This is a genomic window from Acidovorax sp. A1169 (assembly GCF_030704685.1).
In the GTDB taxonomy this organism is placed as follows: Bacteria; Pseudomonadota; Gammaproteobacteria; order Burkholderiales; family Burkholderiaceae_C; genus Acidovorax.
This window is the reverse complement of sequence record NZ_JAUZDX010000001.1, coordinates 23,542-40,686: the sequence shown is the minus strand read 5'-3', so window position 1 is coordinate 40,686 and position 17,145 is coordinate 23,542. Positions and strand designations below refer to the sequence as shown.

Below are 17,145 nucleotides of genomic sequence, written 5' to 3'. Positions count from 1 at the left end.
TCCCACCCCCACCTCACCCTCTTGCTCCAAGGACTGCTTCCATGAACCTCCAGAACTCCGTCGTCTTCATCACAGGTGCCAACCGGGGCCTGGGCCTGGCCTTTGCCCAGGCGGCCCTTGCCGCTGGTGCCCGCAAGGTCTACGCGGCGGCACGCGACCCCGCCACCGTCACGCTGCCCGGCGTCACCCCCGTCAAGCTCGATGTCACGAACCCCACCCAGATTGCGGCCGCCGTGGCCGCCTGCCCCGATGTGACGCTGCTGGTGAACAACAGCGGCATCTCGCGCGGATCGAGCTTCCTGGGCACCGATGCCATGGCAGCCGCACGCGCCGAGTTCGAAACCAACTTCTTCGGCCCCTGGGCCGTGGCGCAGGCCTTTGCCCCGGTGCTCCAGGCCAACGGCGGGGGCGCGGTGCTCAACGTGCTGTCGGTGCTGAGCTGGCTCACGATTCCCGGTGTGGCCACCTACAGCGCCTCCAAGGCTGCGGCCTGGTCGCTGAGCAATGGCCTGCGCAATGAATTGCGCGCCCAGGGCACGCAGGTGACCAGCCTGCACGTGGCCTACATGGACACAGACATGACGCGCGGCCTGGACGCCCCCAAGGCCGCCCCGCTCGACGTAGCACGCCTGGCGTTGCAGGGTGTGGAGGCGGGCCTTGCCGAGGTGCTGGCGGACGACACCACGCGCCATGTGAAGCAATCACTCTCCAGCGCCACTCCGGCCTACGCAGGCTGAGGCAGGCCCCAAAAACAAAAGCCGCCGGGTTCACACCCGGCGGCTTTTTTAACTGAGCCATAAGGCCCCGGGGCCGTTCAACGCATCACGCCTTGTTCTGCAGCGCGGCAATGCGCTCTTCGATGGGCGGGTGGGTGCTGAACAGCTTGCCGATGCCACCGGCGATGCCCATGGCGGCCACGCTCTTGGGCAGTTCGCCCGGGTGCATGCCGCCCAGGCGGGCCAGGGCATTGATCATGGGCTGGCGGCGGCCCATGAGCTGGGCGGCACCCGCATCGGCGCGGAACTCGCGCTGGCGGCTGAACCAGGCCACGACCATGGCCGCGGCAAAGCCCAGCACGATGTCGAGCACGATGGTGGTCACGTAGTAGCCGATGCCGGGGCCCGAGCTGTTCTCGTCGTTCTTGCGCAGAAAGCTGTCCACCGCATAGCCGACCACGCGCGACAGGAACACCACGAAGGTGTTCATCACGCCCTGGATCAGCGTCATGGTGACCATGTCGCCGTTGGCGATGTGGGCCACCTCGTGGCCAATCACGGCCTCGACCTCTTCACGCGTCATGCCCTGCAGCAGGCCGGTGGACACCGCCACCAGCGCCGAGTTCTTGAACGCGCCCGTGGCGAAGGCATTCGGGTCGCCTTCGAAGATTCCGACTTCGGGCATGCCGATCTTGGCCTCGTCGGCGAACTTGCGCACCGTCTCGACGATCCAGCGTTCATCGGCCGAGCCGGAGCCGTCGATCACGCGCACGCCGGAGGTCCACTTGGCCATGGGCTTGCTGATCAGCAGCGAGATGATGGCGCCGCCAAAACCCATGATGAGCGCGAAGCCCAGCAATGCGCCCAGGTTCAGGCCGTTGGCCGTGAGAAAGCGGTTGACGCCCAGCAGGCTCGCCACCACCCCCAGCACGACGACGACGGCCAGGTTGGTCAATACAAACAAAAATATCCGCTTCATGTTCTCTCCGTGGGGTAAACAAGGAACTGCGGTCTAGATGGGGGGTGGAATGGCCCGATTCAAGCGCCCCGCACCCCGGTCTGCATGCCGCAGTGTCCCGTCGCGGTATGGTAGGGCGAATTGCCTGGAAGGCCCTTATCACACAGTCGCCGACGGGAATTAGGAGGTTGGACCCGCCAGCACGCGGGGCGGGCGAAACACCTGTGCATCGGCGTAGAAACTGGGATCCTCATTGGCCGCCCACCAGCCGGGCACACCCAGCACCGGCAGCGGCGAGAACGGCTTGCCAGCCCAGTGCCCTGGCTCCATCTGCTGGGCCAGCCATGCGTCGGCATTCGCTACCGAATCCATAGCACACTGTGCCCGATACACATGCGCCACGATGGGCTTGCGGGGTGCTGCCAGTTTTTCGAGCAGCGCATGGCCGAACAGCAGCAGCCGGGCCTCGTGCCACAGCGGGCGCAGGTCCACGAACAGCCGCGTCCATTCACGCGCCTGCAGCGCTTGCCAGATCGGCGCGGGGGCGTCGAGCAAGGCGCCGTTCTCATCGAACACCGTGAGCGCATCGCGCAGCGGGCCGCGCACCGCACCAATGCCGTGGGCCACTATGGCACCGGCCTGCAGTTCGTTGAGCCGCCGCTTGGCCTGCGGGAACTGCAGCCACACCAGGCCGTTGAAGAAATCGTGCAGGTTGTCGCGCGTGGGCACGCGGCGCGTCTCGAAGATATGCTGCTCATAGGCGGCGCCTTCGGGCAGGTCGTCCTGGGGGACAAACTGCACGGGCGCAGCCATGGCGCCCTGCAGCGCGCGGTGCACGGGCGCGCCGTGCTGCAGCACCTGCTGCGCCACCGGCTGCCCGGAGGCTCGCCACGGGGCCAGCCAAGCGGCTGACCAATCGATGGCTTCTAGACCAGCCGCCACGGCAGCGCTTCACCCGCGCGCAAAGGCTTGAGCTCGGCTTCGCCAAAGGCGAAGCTGTCGGGCGGCGTCCACGATTCGCGTTGCAGCGTGATGGTGCCGGTGTTGCGCGGCAGGCCGTAGAAGTCGGCGCCATTGAAGCTGGCGAAGGCTTCGAGCTGGTCGAGCGCGCCTGCGTTGTCGAAGGCCTCGGCATACATCTCCATCGCTGCGTGGGCGGTGTAGCAGCCGGCGCAGCCGCTGGCGTGCTCCTTGAGGTGCGCGGGGTGCGGCGCGCTGTCGGTGCCCAGGAAGAACTTGGCGCTGCCGCTGGTGGCTGCCTGCACCAGGGCCACGCGGTGCGTTTCGCGCTTGAGCACGGGCAAGCAGTAGTAGTGTGGGCGCACGCCGCCGATGAAGATGGCGTTGCGGTTGTACAGCAGGTGGTGCGCCGTGATGGTGGCGGCCGTGAAGCGGTCGGACGCGTTGACGTAATCGGCCGCATCCTTGGTGGTGATGTGCTCGAAGACGATCTTGAGTTCGGGGAAATCGCGGCGCAGCGGGATCAGCTGCTGCTCGATGAACACCGCCTCGCGGTCGAACAGGTCGATGTCGCTGCTGGTCACCTCGCCGTGCACCAGCAGCAGCATGCCGCTCTTCTGCATGGCTTCGAGGGTCTTGTAAGTCTTGCGCAGGTCGGTCACGCCGGCGTCGCTGTTGGTGGTGGCACCGGCGGGGTAGAGCTTGGCGGCGACCACGCCCGCTTCGCGCGCGCGCACGATCTCCTCGGGCGGCAGGTTGTCGGTGAGGTACAGCGTCATCAGCGGCTCGAACTGCACGCCTGCGGGCACGGCAGCCAGGATGCGCTCCTTGTAGGCCAGGGCCTGCTCGGCCGTGGTGACGGGCGGGCGCAGGTTGGGCATGATGATGGCGCGGCCGAACTGGGCGGCCGTGTGCGGCACGACGGTGAACAGGGGCTGCCCGTCGCGCACATGCAGGTGCCAGTCGTCGGGGCGGGTGATGGTGAGGGTGTTGGTGGGGGCTGCTGCAGTCATGGGCGATATTCTCCCATTCCCCGCATCACCCCCCGGCCATCACCACTCATTCGGCCGTGATACCGGCCTTGCGCACCACGTCGCCGAACTTCACCAGGCGCTCGGCCATCATCTTTTCGAAGGCGGCGGGTGGCATTTCCTCGGGCACGATCACGCCGCGCTCCTTGAGGTTGGCCACCATGGCCGGTGCCGTGGCGGCCTGGCGCACCGCCTTGTACAAGGTCTGCACGATGGCGTCGGGCGTGCCGCCGGGGGCGGCCAGGCCGGTCCAGGAGCTGAGGTTGAGCTCGGGATAGCCGGCCTCGGCCATGGTGGGCACATCGGGCAGTTGCGGCAGGCGCTGCTCGGAAGCGACGGCCAGCGCGCGCACCTTGCCGGCCTGCACATGGGGCAGCATGATGACCAGGTTGTCGAGGATGAACTGCACCTCGTTGGCCAGCACGGCCGTGATCAGCGGCGTGCCGCCGCGGTAGGGGATGTGCGTGGTGTAGATACCGGTGACCGCCTTGAACATCTCCACGTTGAGCTGGCCCATGCTGCCCACGCCGCCGCTGCCGTAGTTGAGCTTGCCGGGGTTCTTTTTTGCGTAGTCGATGAACTCCTTGACGGACTTGATGGGCAGGCTCGAATGCACCACCAGCGCATTGGGCTGGCGGCCCAGGATGGCGATGTTCTCGAAATCCTTGATGGGGTCGTAGCCGACTTTCGGCTGCGTCAGCGGGTTGGCCAGGTGGCTGCTCTGCGAGGACACAACCAGGGTGTAGCCATCAGGCTTGGCGCGGGCCACGCCCAGCGACGCGACAGAGCCGCCCGCCCCTGCTCGGTTTTCCACCACGATGGGAACGCCCAGGATGCGCGACAGCGGCTCCGAATACTGGCGCGCCATGATGTCCACCGAGCCCCCGGGCGGAAAGGGCACCACGAGCGTGATGGGACGCGAGGGGTACTTGTCCTGGGCCTGTGCGGCCAGCGGTGCCAGGCCCGCGAGGCCCAGCCCGAGGCCGGCGTTGAGGATGTGGCGGCGATTGGGTTGCATGAAGGGGTTCACAGGGTCTTCTCTCAGGGTCTTGCAGGGATCGGAAATCAGGGATGGTCGAGAACGGCCAGCGCCACGGCCTGCGCGCGCGGCACCAGGGTGGACAGCTCGCAGTACTCGCGCTCGGTGTGCGGGTGGCCGCCCACGGGGCCGGTGCCGCACAGCGTGGGCGCGCCCACCGAGGCCGTCAGGCCGCTGTCGGCCGCGCCGCCGGTGAACTCGCCCTGCACCGAAAAGCCCAGCGATTGCGCGCCGCGCTGGTACAGCGCCAGCAGTGCATCCGGCGTGGGCTTCATGGGCAGCGTGCGGCGCACGGCGGTCACGCGGCCCTGGGTGCGGGGAAGGCTCTCGGCCTCGACGATGGCGCGCACACGCTCGAAGAGTTCGTCGGGGTCGGTCTCGGCGGTGTAGCGCACGTCCAGTTCGGCCTTGGCGTGCGGCGCCACCATGTTCGGCACGATGCCGCCCTGCACCACGCCGACGTTGGTGGTGATGCCCGCAGCCACGTCGGTCAGCGCATGCAGCGCCAGGATCTTGTGCGCCAATGCCCCGATGGCGCTGGCGCCGGCCGCATGGTTGATGCCGGCATGGGCGGCCACGCCCTGCACCTCGAACTCGACGGCCATGGAGCCCTTGCGGCTGGTGACCAGGTTGCCGCTCACACGGCCTGGCTCGGCATTGAGCACGGCGCGGGCACCACGGGCTGCGGCCATGATCTGCTCGCGCGTGGCGGGCGAGCCGATCTCCTCGTCGCACGAGAAGAACAGCCGCAGCGGCGCCGTGAGCCCGCCGCAGCGCGCAAAGGCCTCGGCCACGAAGGCATTCATCACCAGGCCCGACTTCATGTCGGCCACGCCGGGGCCATACGCCCGCCCCTCTTCCACGCGGAAGGGGCGGCGCGCTGCGGTGCCGGCCGGGTACACGGTGTCCATGTGGCCCATGAGCAGGATGGGTGCGCCCTCGGTGGGACCAGGCACCTGGGCCTGCAGCAGCACGCCATAGCCGGGTACGGGCACGAATTCCACCGCCACACCGGCAGCCACTAGCCGCTCGCGCAGCGCGCTGGCCACGGCCGTCACGCCCGCTTCGTCGCGGCTGCCGCTGTCGATGTCCACCACCTTTTGCAACAGATCTTGCATGGCCTGCTGCTGGCCTGCCAGCCAGGCCAGGATGCGTTCGCGCACCCGTGTGCGGCTTTCTTCAAGGGTATCCTGCATGTCGTCCTTTGCGACCATGCCCGGGAACGGCATGGTGATGGGGCGAAAGTGTTGCATGCAGTTGCCTTGTTTGCAATACATTTTTCATAAAATGGATATTCATGAAATTACCATTGCAAACTGCTGACGGCCTGCTGCCCGAGCGCCTGGCACGCCAGGGCGCGGGCCTCACAGCCAGCGAGCGTGCGCTGGCCGAGGCGCTGGAACGCGACTACCCCCACGCGCTGCTGGAGTCGGCCACCTCGCTGGCCGCCCGCACCGGCACCAGTGCCTCTACCGTGGTGCGGCTGTTCGCCAAGCTGGGCTATGGCAGTTACGCCGAGGCCCAGCGCGAGGCCCGCGCCGAGGTCACGGCCCTGCTGCAGACGGCGGGCCAGCGCGCGCCCGTGACCATCGGCACCCGGCGCAGCCTGCAGCAGTGCGTGGACGACGCCCTGCTGCACGACCAGCACAACATCAGCGCTACGCGCGACGGGCTGGACATGGTGGCCTTCGAAGCCATCGCCAACCGGCTGGCCCAGGAGAAAGGCCGGGTCTTCGTTCTGGCACAGATCAACAGCGCGCCCGTGGCGGCCTGGCTGGCACTGCATCTGAACATGTGCCGCCCCGGCGTGCATGAGCTGGGCGCAGGCGCCGTGGCGGCCACCGACCAATTGCTCTGGGTGCAACCCGACGATGTGCTGCTGGCCTTCAGCATCCGCCGCTACGCGAGCGGGCCGGTGAAGGTGGCGCAGCGCTTTCGCGAAGCCGGTGGACAGGTGCTGACCATCACCGACAGCGCCTCGGCCCCGCTGGCCGTGCTGGCCCATGAACGCATCCTGGTGCGCACCTCCAACGCCTCGCCGTTCGACTCGTACACCGCCGCCTTTTTCCTGTGCAATGCGCTGGTGTCGGCCGTGGCGCAGTTGCGGCACGAGGCCGTTTCGGAAGCACTCAAGCGCCGGGATACGCTGTGGAAGGATGTGGAGGACCAGCAGCTCATCGTGGGCGAAACCCCTGTGCGCAAGCCTTCGCGCAAGTAGCGGCAAGAGCGGCAGGAGCCGGCAGGCAGAAAAGACAAAAGGCGCCCAGGGCGCCTTTTGTACCGTCTACCGCAGTGCGCCCCCAGGGGCCGCAATGCGTGCGCAACTCAGTGCGCCAGGATCTTGTTGAGGAAGTCCTTGGTGCGTGGCTGGCGGGCCTCGGGGTGGTTGAAGAAGTCATCCTTGGAGCAGTCCTCCAGGATCTTGCCGCCCACGTCCATGAAAATCACGCGGTTGCTCACCTTGCGGGCGAAGCCCATTTCGTGGGTCACGCACATCATGGTCATGCCTTCGTTGGCCAGGCCCACCATCACGTCCAGCACTTCGCCCACCATTTCGGGGTCGAGCGCCGAAGTGGGTTCGTCGAACAGCATCACGATGGGGTCCATGCTCAGGGCGCGGGCAATCGCCACACGCTGCTGCTGGCCGCCCGAGAGCTGGCCAGGGAACTTGTCCTTGTGCGCCATCAGGCCCACACGCTCCAGCATCTTCAGGCCACGCTTCTTGGCATCGTCGGGGCTGCGGCCCAGCACCTTGACCTGCGCAATCGTCAGGTTCTCCGTCACCGACAGGTGGGGGAACAGCTCGAAGTGCTGGAACACCATGCCCACGCGGCTACGCAGCTTGGGCAGGTTGGTCTTGGGGTCGTGTAACTTGATGCCGTCCACCGTGATCTCGCCCTTCTGGAAGGGTTCGAGCGCGTTGATGGTCTTGATCAGCGTGGACTTGCCCGAGCCGGAAGGCCCGCACACCACCACCACTTCACCCTTGTTGATGACGGCCGAGCACTCGTTGAGCACCTGCACGGGGCCATACCACTTGGATACGTTCTTGAGTTCGATCATTTCTTGTTCCTCAATCCAATCTCTTTTGCATCAGCGAATGATCGCGATCTTCTGGTGCAGGCGTTTGACCATCCAGGACAGCGCAAAGCACATCACAAAGTACAGAACCGCTGCGGCCAGGTAAGCCTCGATGGGGCGGCCAAAATTCTTGCCGGCCACTTCAAAGCCCTTGAGCATGTCGTAGGCGCCGATGGCGTAGACCAGCGACGTGTCCTGGAACAGGATGATGGTCTGCGTGAGCAGTACCGGCAGCATGTTGCGAAATGCCTGGGGCAGCACCACGAGCTTCATGTTCTGCCCGTAGGTCATGCCCAGCGCCTGGCCAGCATGGACCTGTCCACGCGCGATGGACTGGATGCCGGCGCGCATGATTTCGCTGAAGTAGGCGGCCTCGAAGGCGATGAAGGTCACCACGGCAGACACTTCCGCGCCGATCGGCCGGCCAATGATGGCCGGTACCAGCAGGAAGAACCACAGGATCACCATCACCAGCGGAATGCTGCGCATGCCGTTGACGTAGATGGTCGCAGGCACGTCCAACCACTTCTTGCCCGACAGGCGCATGAGCGCCAGCACGGTACCGAAGAGCACGCCACCGATCGTGGCCACCACTGTGAGGAAAAGACTGAAGTACAGCCCCTTGAGCACGAAGTTGGAGATCAGGTCCCAGTTGTAGAAGGAAAAATCGAGATTCATTGGTCAGTGCCCCCCACCTGCGCCGCTGGGCACAACCACCCCGGGAATGCGCGCACGCTTCTCGATGAACGCCATGATGCGGTTGATGGCAAACGCCGAGATGACGTACAGCGCCGTCACGGCCAGATAGACCTCGATACCGCGCGAAGTTTCCTCCTGCGCCTGCATGGCAAACATCGTGAGCTCCGCCACCGAAACGGCAAACGCGACGGAGGAGTTCTTGAAGATGTTCATCGTCTCGCTGGTCAGCGGCGGGATGATGATGCGAAACGCCATGGGCAGCAGCACGTAGCGGTAGGTCTGGAAGGTGGTGAAACCCACCGCCAGACCCGCATAGCGCTGGCCGCGCGGCAAGGTGTTGATACCCGAGCGCACCTGCTCGGCAATGCGCGCCGACGTGAAGAAGCCCAGCGCCAACACCACCAGTGTGAAGCCGGGAACGCCCTTCAGGACCGGAAAGAGGCTGGGCAGGACGTGGTACCACAGGAAGATCTGCACCAGCAGTGGAATATTGCGAAACAGCTCGACCCAGGCATTGCCCAGGCGCACGATCACCGGCCGGTCCTGCAAGGTACGCAGCGTGCCAATGACGGAGCCCAACACGAGAGCCAGCACCAGGGCCAGCAGCGAAACAGACACCGTCCAGCCCCAGGCCGACAGCATCCAGTCCAGGTAAGTGATGTCGCCGCCCTTGCCAAAGCAGCTTTGCACGACTTCCCTGTCCATGGTGTCCTGGCAGAACACCTGCCAATCCCAACTCATAGGATCACCCCTTTATTTTTTGGTATTGCATTGGGCGCAATCCTTTGCCCACCCAACAAAAAAGCCCCTTCAAACCGCCGTGGCCGAAGGGGCGCAAGCATCCCGAAGATTACTTCTTGGCGTAGTCTTCCATGGGCTTGTCGTTAGGAGTGGCCCATGCAGCCTTGGTGGCGTCGGACATGGGCAGGCCGATCTTGGTGTTGGTTGGAGGCACAGGTTGCATGAACCACTTGTCGTACAGCTTGGTCAGCGAGCCGTCGGCGATCTGGCGCTTGATGCTGTCGTCCACGGCCTTCTTGAATGCCGGGTCGTCCTTGCGCAGCATGCAGGCGATAGGCTCCACCGACAGCACTTCGCCGACGATCTTGTAATCGGCAGGTGCCTTGGACTTGGAGATGTTGGCGGCCAGGATCGAGCCGTCCATCACGAAGGCGTCGGCACGGCCGGTTTCCAGCATCAGGAAGCTGTCCGCATGGTCCTTGCCGAAGACTTCCTTGAAGTCGACGCCACCAGCGCGCTCATGCTTGCGCAGGGTCTGCACCGAGGTGGTGCCCGTGGTCGTGGCCACGGTCTTGCCGTTCAGGTCCTTGATGGAGGTGATGCCCGAGTTGGCCTTCACGACGGTGCGAACTTCTTCGACGTAGGTGGTCACGGCAAAGGCCACATCCTTCTGGCGTGCGGCATTGTTCGTGGTGGAGCCGCACTCCAGGTCCACCGTACCGTTGGTCACCAGGGGAATGCGGTTTTGCGAGGTCACGGGCTGGTACTTGGTTTCCAGCTTGGCCAGGCCCAGTTGCTTCTGGATGTCGGCCAGGATGATTTCACCCATTTCGGTGTGGAAACCCACGTACTTGCCATTGCCCAGGGTGTAAGAAAGACCCGATGACTCGCGCACACCCAGTGTCACGCTGCCCGAGGCCTTGATTTTGGCCAGGGTGTCGGTGGCTTGGGCGAATGCGCTGCCTGCAGCCAGGGCGGTCACGGCAACCGCGAGCAAATGCTTCTTCATTGGGATCTCCTTGTGTGAAAACGAAAAAAGGGGGGATTTTAGAGATTTATCCAGCCGGAAGCACCGGCGGGCAAACAACCAAAAAAGGAACCACGCAACCAGCGATATTAGTCAGAACGGGACCTGGTCGGTAGGGTATTTCCAGAAGTCCCGCAACAGATAACTGACCGGAAGGTTCAGCGTGGTGTTGTTCGGGGGAATCGGTTTGGCAAACCACTTCTCATATATGGGGTAGATATCCCGGCTGGTAATGAGACGGCGCATCTCCTCGTCCACCAGCTTCTTGAATTCGGGGTCATTCTTGGGCAGCATGATGGCCAGCGGCTCGGTGGTCATGAACCGGCCCACCACCTTCAAGGCGCTCGGGTTCGGCCGGCCAGCGGCCAGACCGTACAGCAGCACGTCGTCCATTACGAAGGCATCGGCCTCGCCCTTCTCCACCATCTCCACGGCCCTGGCATGGTCGGGCGCTTCCAGGATGGTGATGCCCATCAGGCGTTCGCGGTTGGCCTGGTCGGCCGCCTTCAGCGGCGTGGTCCCCTTGGTGGACACCAGCTTCTTGCCATTGAGGTCTTCCACGCGGTCGATGGTGCTGGCGGATTTCACCAGCAGGCGCGCGCCGGTGATGAAATGCGGCACCGTGAAAGCCACTTTTTGGCGCCGCTCGGCATTGTTGGTGGTGGAGCCGCATTCCATGTCGGCCTTGCCCTGCTCGATCATGGCGATGCGGTTGGCTGGCGTGACCGCCAGGAACTCGACCTGCATGTCCTTCTTGCCGGTCTTCTTCCTCACCACGTCGGCCAGGCGCAGGCACAGGTCCATGGCGTAGCCCACCGGCTTGCCGGTCTTGGTGTCGATGTAGGAGAACGGCACCGACGACTCCCGGTGCGCGATCACCATCTTGCCGCCGCCACTGACGCGCTCGAGCACCCCCTGTGCAGACGCTGCGGATGCGCAGCACAAGGCAGCAATGCCCCAGGCCAATCCCCAATGCTGAACTTTCATGCGGTGTCTCGGTTAATGAAGTGGAATCAGATCTGCAATCTTCGTGCCACCGTGGGGCCCTCAGTGGCAACCCTTGCTGCTCCTGATCCGTCGATGGCGCCGACTGTACGTGTCGTTACCATCAAATTCCAATGCCGTTTGCGCGGACAACTATGCAAACTGTTTATATCCGTATTTACCCTAGGCATGAAAAACCTGGCCATTCACGCCGCCTGAGCCTGCAGATAAGTCCACAGGGCCTGGGCCGTGCCCTTGGGCGCTTCCTTGCCTGAGGGCTTTTCACGGTAGGCGCGCACGTCCATGGTCATCTGCAGGCCTTCGGTGTCCGGCGGGGCAGCACTGACCAGCTTGCGCGTGCGCAACTCCTTCTTGACCGCACTGTGGGGCAGGAAGGCCACGCCATGCCCTTCGAGCGCCATGGCCTTGAGTCCTTCGGCCATGTCGGTCTCGTAGACCCGATCCAGGTGGATCGCCGTGCCCGACTCCTTGAGGATCAGCTCCGTCACCCGCCCCAGGTAGGCACCGGGCGCATAGCCCAGGTAGGGCAGCGGCTGGCCCACCCGGCCCGGTAGCCGGAACAGGGGCTGCCCGTCGGCGTCGGCCTTGGAGTACGGGGACAGCACCTCCTGGCCCAAGCTCACCATCTCGTAGCGGTCGGCATCGAGCTGAAAGGGCTGCGAGGGGTGGTGGTAGGCGATCAGCAGGTCGCAACCCCCTTCCACCAGGCGCATCACGGCGTCGTGCACGTTCAGGGCGATCAGCCGGCTCTTGAAGGGGCCGAACTTGTCGTGCAGGCTCGACACCCAGGCCGGGAAGAAGGTGAAGGCCAGCGTGTGCGGCACCGCGAACTCGATCATGTCCTTGCCCGCACTGGTGTGCGCGCGCAGCATGGCTCGGGTGTTCTGCAGCGCCTGCAGCATCTCAAGCGCCTGGTCGTACAGGGTCTTGCCGGCCGGCGTGAGGCGCGTGGGATAGGAGCTGCGGTCCACCAGATCGGTGCCGGCCCAGGCCTCCAGGGCCTGGATGCGCCGCGAAAAGGCAGGCTGCGTCACGTGCCGCAACTGGGCGGACCGGCTGAAGCTGCGGGTTTCTGCAAGACTGACGAAATCTTCAAGCCACTTGGTTTCCATCGCTGCATTATCGTTTCCAGCCCTGCGGCGTGCCGGCCGGTCATGGAAAGCCTGTACAAGGGTTTATCCATAGCGCACCATTGGTGTGCACACATAGCAACGCACCGCATAATAGGGAAAGCTGCGTCCAAAGCGCGCTCCCGCGTCACGGCCCCAGGTGCACAACACCGGCGGGCAGAGCGACCGGCCCCGTCCTGTTTGTTCTCCTGTACCGCCGCTCCCATGTCCTCCACCCCTCCCCAAGGGCCGGTGACCGACGCCTCCGTGCCCGTCGCCGCCCCTGCCTCCGAAGAACCCCGCTCCCTGCGCATCGAGGACTGGCTCACCGTCATCGTCATGGCAGCGCTCGCGCTGATCACCTTTGCCAACGTGCTGGTGCGCTATTTCACCAGTTCCTCCTTTGCCTGGACGGAAGAGATCTCCGTCTTCCTGATGATCGTGCTGGCCCTGGTGGCGGGCTCCGCCGCCGTGGCACGCGACCAGCACATCCGCATCGAATACTTTGCCGAAGGCGGCTCGGCCGCCCGCCGCAAGCGCCTGGCGCAGCTGGGCGCCGTGGCCGTGGCCCTGCTGTTCGGGCTGATTGCCGTGCTCAGCGTGCGCGTGGTCTGGGACGACTACCGCTTTGGCGAGACCTCGCCGGGCATTGGCGTTCCGCAGTGGTGGTACTCCATCTGGCTGCCCATCATCTCGGCGCTGATCGCCGCGCGGGCCGTCGGCCTGCTGCTGCGCCGCAGCCGTGAAGCGCTGCGGCCCGAAGGCCCCGCCGAGGGCGCCCAGCCATGATCGCCACGCTGCTGTTCGTGGCCTTTCTGGGCCTGATGTTCGTGGGCGTGCCGATCGGCGCTGCCCTGGGCCTGGCGGGCGCCGCTGCGATTGCGCTGGCGAATGCCGACAGCCAGTGGTTCGGCCTGCTGGCCGTGCCGCAGAACTTCTACGCCGGCCTGGGCAAGTACCCGCTGCTGGCGATTCCGATGTTCGTGCTGGTCGGCTCCATCTTCGACCGCTCGGGCGTGGCCCTGCGCCTGGTGAACTTCGCCGTGGCCGTCATCGGGCGCGGCCCGGGCATGCTGCCGCTGGTGGCGATTGCCGTGGCCATGTTCCTGGGGGGCATCTCGGGCTCGGGCCCGGCCAACGCCGCCGCTGTGGGCGGCGTGATGATCGCGGCCATGTCCCGCGCGGGCTACCCGCCTTCGTTCTCGGCCAGCGTGGTGGGGGCGGCCGCCGCCACCGACATCCTGATCCCACCGTCGGTGGCTTTCATCATCTACTCGATGCTGGTGCCCGGCGCTTCGGTGCCCGCGCTGTTTGCGGCAGGCATGATCCCCGGCATCCTGGCCGGTATTGCACTGATCGTGCCGGCCGTGTGGATGGCCCGCAGGCACAAGATGGGTGCGCTTGAAGCCACCATGCCCCGCCCTCCGTTCTGGAAGAGCCTGCGCGAAGCCCTGTGGGGCCTGGCAGCACCGGTGCTGATCCTGGGCGGGATGCGCGCCGGCTGGTTCACTCCCACCGAGGCGGCCGTGGTGGCGGTGTTCTACGGCCTCTTCGTAGGCATGGTGGTGCACCGCACGATCAAGGTGCGCGACCTGTTCCCCATCCTGCGCGAATCGGGCGAACTGTCGGCCGTGATCCTGCTCGTGGTCTCGCTCGCAGGCATCTTTGCCTACTCGCTGTCCACCCTGGGCGTGATCGACCCGGTGGCCAAGGCCATCGTGAACTCGGGCCTGGGCGAATACGGCGTGCTGGCGCTGCTGATCGTGCTGCTCATCACCGTGGGCATGTTCCTCGATGGCATCTCCATCTTCCTGATCTTCGTGCCGCTGCTCTTGCCCATCATGCAGCACTACCAGTGGGACCCCGTCTGGTTCGGCGTGATCCTGACGCTCAAGGTGGCACTGGGCCAGTTCACCCCGCCGCTGGCGGTGAACCTGATGGTCTCGTGCCGCATCGCCGGCGTGCGCATGGAATCGACCGTGCGCTGGGTGGGCTGGATGCTGTTCGCCATGTTCCTCGTGATGGTGCTGGTGATCGCCTTCCCGCCACTGGCGCTGTGGCTGCCAGCGCGACTGGGCTACTGACCCGTAGTAACCCCCGAGACCGATTTGCCCTTGAACCTACAAAATTGACCCAGGAGACTGAAACCATGAAATTGCGCACCTTTCTGACTTCCGCCGTGGCCGCTGCCGCCGCACTGGCCTTCGCCGCCCCGGCCGCCATTGCCCAGACGGCCTACAAGAGCGAATACCGCATGTCCCTGGTGCTGGGCACTGCCTTCCCCTGGGGCAAGGGCGGCGAGCTGTGGGCCAACAAGGTGCGCGAGCGCACGCAGGGCCGCATCAACATCAAGCTGTACCCCGGTGTCTCGCTGATCCAGGGCGACCAGACGCGCGAGTTCTCGGCGCTGCGCCAGGGCGTGATCGACATGGCCGTGGGCTCCACCATCAACTGGTCGCCCCAGGTCAAGCAGCTGAACCTGTTCTCGCTGCCCTTCCTGATGCCCGACTACGCCGCCGTGGACGCACTCACGCAGGGCGAAGTCGGCAAGAACATATTCGCCACGCTGGACAAGGCCGGCGTGGTGCCCCTGGCCTGGGGCGAGAACGGCTACCGCGAGATCTCCAACTCCAAGAAGGCCATCAAGACCCCTGAAGACTTGAAGGGCCTGAAGATCCGCGTGGTGGGCTCGCCCCTGTTCCTGGACACCTTCACCGCGCTGGGCGCCAACCCCACGCAGATGAGCTGGGCCGATGCCCAGCCCGCCATGGCCAGTGGCGCCGTGGACGGCCAGGAGAACCCGATTGCCGTGTACATGGCTGCCAAGCTGCACACCGTGGCGCAAAAGCATGTGACCATGTGGGGCTACATCAACGACCCGCTGATCTTCGTGGTGAACAAGGACATCTGGAACTCCTGGACGCCGGCCGATCGAGAGATCGTCAAGCAGGCCGCCATCGACGCCGGCAAGGAAGAGATCGCCATCGCCCGCAAGGGCATGGTCGAAGCCGACAAGCCCCTGCTCAAGGACATCGCCGCCAATGGCGTGACCGTAACCCAACTCTCCCCCGCCGAGCGCGAGGCCTTCGTGAAGGCCACGCGCCCCGTGTTCGAGAAGTGGAAAGGCCAGATCGGCGCCGACCTGGTGACCCAGGCCGAAAAGGCGATTGCTGCGCGCAAGCAATAAGCGCATAAGCACATACCGGCAGCCGAAAAGGGCCGCCGGCACAATCTCCAAGGCGCTCCCCGTGACAGGGAAGCGCCTTTTTCATGGGCGGCCCCGAAGGGGTGGCCAGCCATTTGCTGGCCCGATGCTTGCAAGCGCCAACGCGGTGGGGGGACGCGCATCCACCTGAAAAACCCGCCAACGGGCTCCGGCTTTGCCAACTTTATCGTGCGTACACATATGGCCCCCACAATGCCTTCAACTCTGACTCACCGTCTCCCATGCCGTTCCTTCTGAATGCCGCCCGCCCGGCTGCCACGGGCTCGCTGACGCTGGCCTCCTCCTCCGTCCGCACTGCTGTTCTCCCCTTGTCCCGGCTGAGCCCGGCCTGGGCACGAACCTGCATCGCGGCCCTGTGCATCGGTGGCCTCGTGGCCTGCTCCGGCAAGGACCAGCCGGCCCAGGCCGGCGCGGGCAAGCCCGCAGGCGAGCCAGCGGTGGGCGTGGTGGTGCTGGCCCCCGAAAGCCAGACGCTGAGCACGGAGCTGCCGGGCCGCACGGCGGCCTTCCAGAACGCCGATATCCGCCCGCAGGTCAACGGCATCATCCAGAAGCGCCTGTTCACCGAGGGCGCGCTGGTCAAGGCCGGCCAGCCGCTGTACCAGGTGGACCCGGCCACCTACGAAGCCGCCCAGGCCAGCGCCCAGGCAGCCCTGGCCAAGGCGCAGGCCACGGCGCGCACGGCCCAGGTCAACGCCAAACGCAATGCGGAACTGGTCGAGATCGACGCCATCAGCCGCCAAGTGTTCGACGAAAGCCAGGCTTCGGTGCAGCAGACGCAGGCCGACGTGGGCGTGGCGCAGGCAGCCCTGGACACCGCGCGCATCAACGTGCGCTACACGCGCATCGTCGCGCCCATCTCCGGGCGCATCGGGCTGTCGGCCGTCACGGCCGGTGCCCTGGTCACGGCCAACCAGGCCAATGCGCTGACCACCATCCAGCAGCTCGACCCGATCCAGGTGGACATCACGCAATCCAGCGCGGAGCTGCTGCAGCTGCGCAAGCAATGGCAGGAAGGCAAGTTCACGCGCGTGGATTCCAACCAGGCCAAGGTGAAGCTCATCCTGGAGGATGGCTCGACCTACGAAAAGGAAGGCACGCTGCAGTTCACCGGCACCGCCGTGAACCCGACCTCGGGTGCGATCACCCTGCGCGCGACCTTCCCGAACCCCGATCACTTCATCATGCCCGGCATGTACGTGCGCTCCCAGTTGGCCACCAGCGTGGCGCCCCAGGCACTGTTGCTGCCCCAGGAGGCCGTGATCCGCAACGCCGCCGGCGAGCCCAGCGTGCAGGTGGTGGGCGAGGACAACAAGCTCACCAAGCGCCCGGTGGAGCTGGGCCAGGCAGTGGGCAATCGCTGGCTGGTGATCTCGGGCGTGAAAGCCGGTGAAAAGGTGATGGTGGACGGCTTCCAGAAGGCCCGCGTGGGCCAGACGGTCAAGCCCACGGTGGTCAAGCCACGCGACAAGGCCGCGCCAGCGGCGGCCACGGCCTCGTCGGCCGCAGCCAGTTCCTGAGGCGCGCTGCGCGCAACGCCTCACCCGACCGAC

General features: G+C 65.5%; 17 protein-coding genes. 6 read left to right on the top strand and 11 right to left on the bottom strand.

Translation table 11 applies throughout. The annotated features are described in order from the left end of the window. Window positions 1–41 precede the first annotated feature (41 nt). Window positions 42–737, top strand: coding sequence for an SDR family oxidoreductase (locus QYL93_RS00180; RefSeq protein ID WP_305741779.1), 696 nt, complete (start codon window positions 42–44; stop codon window positions 735–737). Between the two features lie 85 nt (window positions 738–822). Here the strand turns inward: QYL93_RS00180 and htpX are convergent, their stop codons facing one another. The 5 genes from htpX to QYL93_RS00155 all read right to left on the bottom strand — a co-directional run bounded on the left by htpX (window position 823) and on the right by QYL93_RS00155 (window position 5,900). Continuing rightward, window positions 823–1,695, bottom strand: coding sequence for a protease HtpX (gene htpX / locus QYL93_RS00175; protein ID WP_179682093.1), 873 nt, complete (start codon window positions 1,693–1,695; stop codon window positions 823–825). Window positions 1,696–1,854: 159 nt separating this feature from the next. Then, window positions 1,855–2,544, bottom strand: coding sequence for a DUF3025 domain-containing protein (locus QYL93_RS00170; RefSeq protein WP_305741778.1), 690 nt, complete (start codon window positions 2,542–2,544; stop codon window positions 1,855–1,857). 56 nt (window positions 2,545–2,600) lie between these two features. Further along, window positions 2,601–3,647 (bottom strand): dihydroorotase, encoded by a 1,047-nt coding sequence (gene pyrC / locus QYL93_RS00165; RefSeq protein ID WP_305741777.1) that lies wholly within the window; start codon window positions 3,645–3,647, stop codon window positions 2,601–2,603. Window positions 3,648–3,693: 46 nt separating this feature from the next. Continuing rightward, a complete protein-coding gene (locus tag QYL93_RS00160) occupies window positions 3,694–4,683 on the bottom strand; it encodes a tripartite tricarboxylate transporter substrate binding protein (RefSeq protein WP_305741776.1) in 990 nt (329 codons plus the stop codon). A 47-nt stretch (window positions 4,684–4,730) separates the two neighbouring features. Next, entirely contained in the window at window positions 4,731–5,900 is a 1,170-nt protein-coding gene (locus QYL93_RS00155) for a M20 family metallopeptidase (protein ID WP_305742286.1), read from the bottom strand. A 101-nt stretch (window positions 5,901–6,001) separates the two neighbouring features. Between QYL93_RS00155 and QYL93_RS00150 the strand changes: the two genes are divergently transcribed. Beyond that, complete coding sequence (locus QYL93_RS00150; protein WP_305741775.1) at window positions 6,002–6,922, top strand: MurR/RpiR family transcriptional regulator; 921 nt, start codon at window positions 6,002–6,004, stop codon at window positions 6,920–6,922. A 107-nt stretch (window positions 6,923–7,029) separates the two neighbouring features. On the opposite strand, the gene QYL93_RS00145 is transcribed toward QYL93_RS00150, so the two are convergent. The 6 genes from QYL93_RS00145 to QYL93_RS00120 form a co-directional block, all read right to left on the bottom strand. Further along, window positions 7,030–7,767, bottom strand: a complete 738-nt coding sequence (locus tag QYL93_RS00145; RefSeq protein WP_305741774.1) for an amino acid ABC transporter ATP-binding protein — start codon at window positions 7,765–7,767, stop codon at window positions 7,030–7,032. A gap of 30 nt (window positions 7,768–7,797) precedes the next feature. Further along, window positions 7,798–8,463, bottom strand: a complete 666-nt coding sequence (locus tag QYL93_RS00140; protein ID WP_305741773.1) for an amino acid ABC transporter permease — start codon at window positions 8,461–8,463, stop codon at window positions 7,798–7,800. A gap of 3 nt (window positions 8,464–8,466) precedes the next feature. Next, window positions 8,467–9,225 carry an amino acid ABC transporter permease gene (locus QYL93_RS00135; protein ID WP_305741772.1) on the bottom strand — a complete coding sequence of 253 codons (759 nt, stop codon included), beginning with the start codon at window positions 9,223–9,225 and terminating at the stop codon, window positions 8,467–8,469. A gap of 109 nt (window positions 9,226–9,334) precedes the next feature. Continuing rightward, a complete protein-coding gene (locus tag QYL93_RS00130; protein ID WP_305741771.1) occupies window positions 9,335–10,234 on the bottom strand; it encodes an amino acid ABC transporter substrate-binding protein in 900 nt (299 codons plus the stop codon). A gap of 111 nt (window positions 10,235–10,345) precedes the next feature. Beyond that, window positions 10,346–11,239 (bottom strand): amino acid ABC transporter substrate-binding protein, encoded by an 894-nt coding sequence (locus tag QYL93_RS00125; protein WP_305741770.1) that lies wholly within the window; start codon window positions 11,237–11,239, stop codon window positions 10,346–10,348. 203 nt (window positions 11,240–11,442) lie between these two features. Next, window positions 11,443–12,369, bottom strand: coding sequence for a LysR family transcriptional regulator (locus QYL93_RS00120; RefSeq protein ID WP_057200101.1), 927 nt, complete (start codon window positions 12,367–12,369; stop codon window positions 11,443–11,445). 222 nt (window positions 12,370–12,591) lie between these two features. Here QYL93_RS00120 and QYL93_RS00115 point away from each other — a divergent pair, with 222 nt between their 5' ends. The 4 genes from QYL93_RS00115 to QYL93_RS00100 all read left to right on the top strand — a co-directional run bounded on the left by QYL93_RS00115 (window position 12,592) and on the right by QYL93_RS00100 (window position 17,112). Further along, complete coding sequence (locus tag QYL93_RS00115) at window positions 12,592–13,155, top strand: TRAP transporter small permease (protein WP_305741769.1); 564 nt, start codon at window positions 12,592–12,594, stop codon at window positions 13,153–13,155. Beyond that, a complete protein-coding gene (locus tag QYL93_RS00110) occupies window positions 13,152–14,450 on the top strand; it encodes a TRAP transporter large permease (RefSeq protein ID WP_305741768.1) in 1,299 nt (432 codons plus the stop codon). The genes QYL93_RS00115 and QYL93_RS00110 overlap by 4 nt, the downstream gene beginning before the upstream one ends. Before the next feature lie 65 nt (window positions 14,451–14,515). Beyond that, entirely contained in the window at window positions 14,516–15,553 is a 1,038-nt protein-coding gene (locus tag QYL93_RS00105; RefSeq protein ID WP_305741767.1) for a DctP family TRAP transporter solute-binding subunit, read from the top strand. Between the two features lie 260 nt (window positions 15,554–15,813). Then, window positions 15,814–17,112, top strand: a complete 1,299-nt coding sequence (locus QYL93_RS00100) for an efflux RND transporter periplasmic adaptor subunit (protein ID WP_305741766.1) — start codon at window positions 15,814–15,816, stop codon at window positions 17,110–17,112. Window positions 17,113–17,145: the final 33 nt, after the last annotated feature.

What these genes read in the sequence shown, in the direction of transcription:
- QYL93_RS00180 (WP_305741779.1), top strand. Translation starts at nt 42, where the DNA reads ATGAACCTCCAGAACTCCGTCGTCTTCATCACAGGTGCCAACCGGGGC.
- htpX (WP_179682093.1), bottom strand. Translation starts at nt 1,695, where the DNA reads ATGAAGCGGATATTTTTGTTTGTATTGACCAACCTGGCCGTCGTCGTC.
- pyrC (WP_305741777.1), bottom strand. Translation starts at nt 3,647, where the DNA reads ATGACTGCAGCAGCCCCCACCAACACCCTCACCATCACCCGCCCCGAC.
- QYL93_RS00160 (WP_305741776.1), bottom strand. Translation starts at nt 4,683, where the DNA reads ATGCAACCCAATCGCCGCCACATCCTCAACGCCGGCCTCGGGCTGGGC.
- QYL93_RS00155 (WP_305742286.1), bottom strand. Translation starts at nt 5,900, where the DNA reads ATGCAGGATACCCTTGAAGAAAGCCGCACACGGGTGCGCGAACGCATC.
- QYL93_RS00150 (WP_305741775.1), top strand. Translation starts at nt 6,002, where the DNA reads ATGAAATTACCATTGCAAACTGCTGACGGCCTGCTGCCCGAGCGCCTG.
- QYL93_RS00145 (WP_305741774.1), bottom strand. Translation starts at nt 7,767, where the DNA reads ATGATCGAACTCAAGAACGTATCCAAGTGGTATGGCCCCGTGCAGGTG.
- QYL93_RS00140 (WP_305741773.1), bottom strand. Translation starts at nt 8,463, where the DNA reads ATGAATCTCGATTTTTCCTTCTACAACTGGGACCTGATCTCCAACTTC.
- QYL93_RS00135 (WP_305741772.1), bottom strand. Translation starts at nt 9,225, where the DNA reads ATGAGTTGGGATTGGCAGGTGTTCTGCCAGGACACCATGGACAGGGAA.
- QYL93_RS00130 (WP_305741771.1), bottom strand. Translation starts at nt 10,234, where the DNA reads ATGAAGAAGCATTTGCTCGCGGTTGCCGTGACCGCCCTGGCTGCAGGC.
- QYL93_RS00125 (WP_305741770.1), bottom strand. Translation starts at nt 11,239, where the DNA reads ATGAAAGTTCAGCATTGGGGATTGGCCTGGGGCATTGCTGCCTTGTGC.
- QYL93_RS00120 (WP_057200101.1), bottom strand. Translation starts at nt 12,369, where the DNA reads ATGGAAACCAAGTGGCTTGAAGATTTCGTCAGTCTTGCAGAAACCCGC.
- QYL93_RS00115 (WP_305741769.1), top strand. Translation starts at nt 12,592, where the DNA reads ATGTCCTCCACCCCTCCCCAAGGGCCGGTGACCGACGCCTCCGTGCCC.
- QYL93_RS00110 (WP_305741768.1), top strand. Translation starts at nt 13,152, where the DNA reads ATGATCGCCACGCTGCTGTTCGTGGCCTTTCTGGGCCTGATGTTCGTG.
- QYL93_RS00105 (WP_305741767.1), top strand. Translation starts at nt 14,516, where the DNA reads ATGAAATTGCGCACCTTTCTGACTTCCGCCGTGGCCGCTGCCGCCGCA.
- QYL93_RS00100 (WP_305741766.1), top strand. Translation starts at nt 15,814, where the DNA reads ATGCCGTTCCTTCTGAATGCCGCCCGCCCGGCTGCCACGGGCTCGCTG.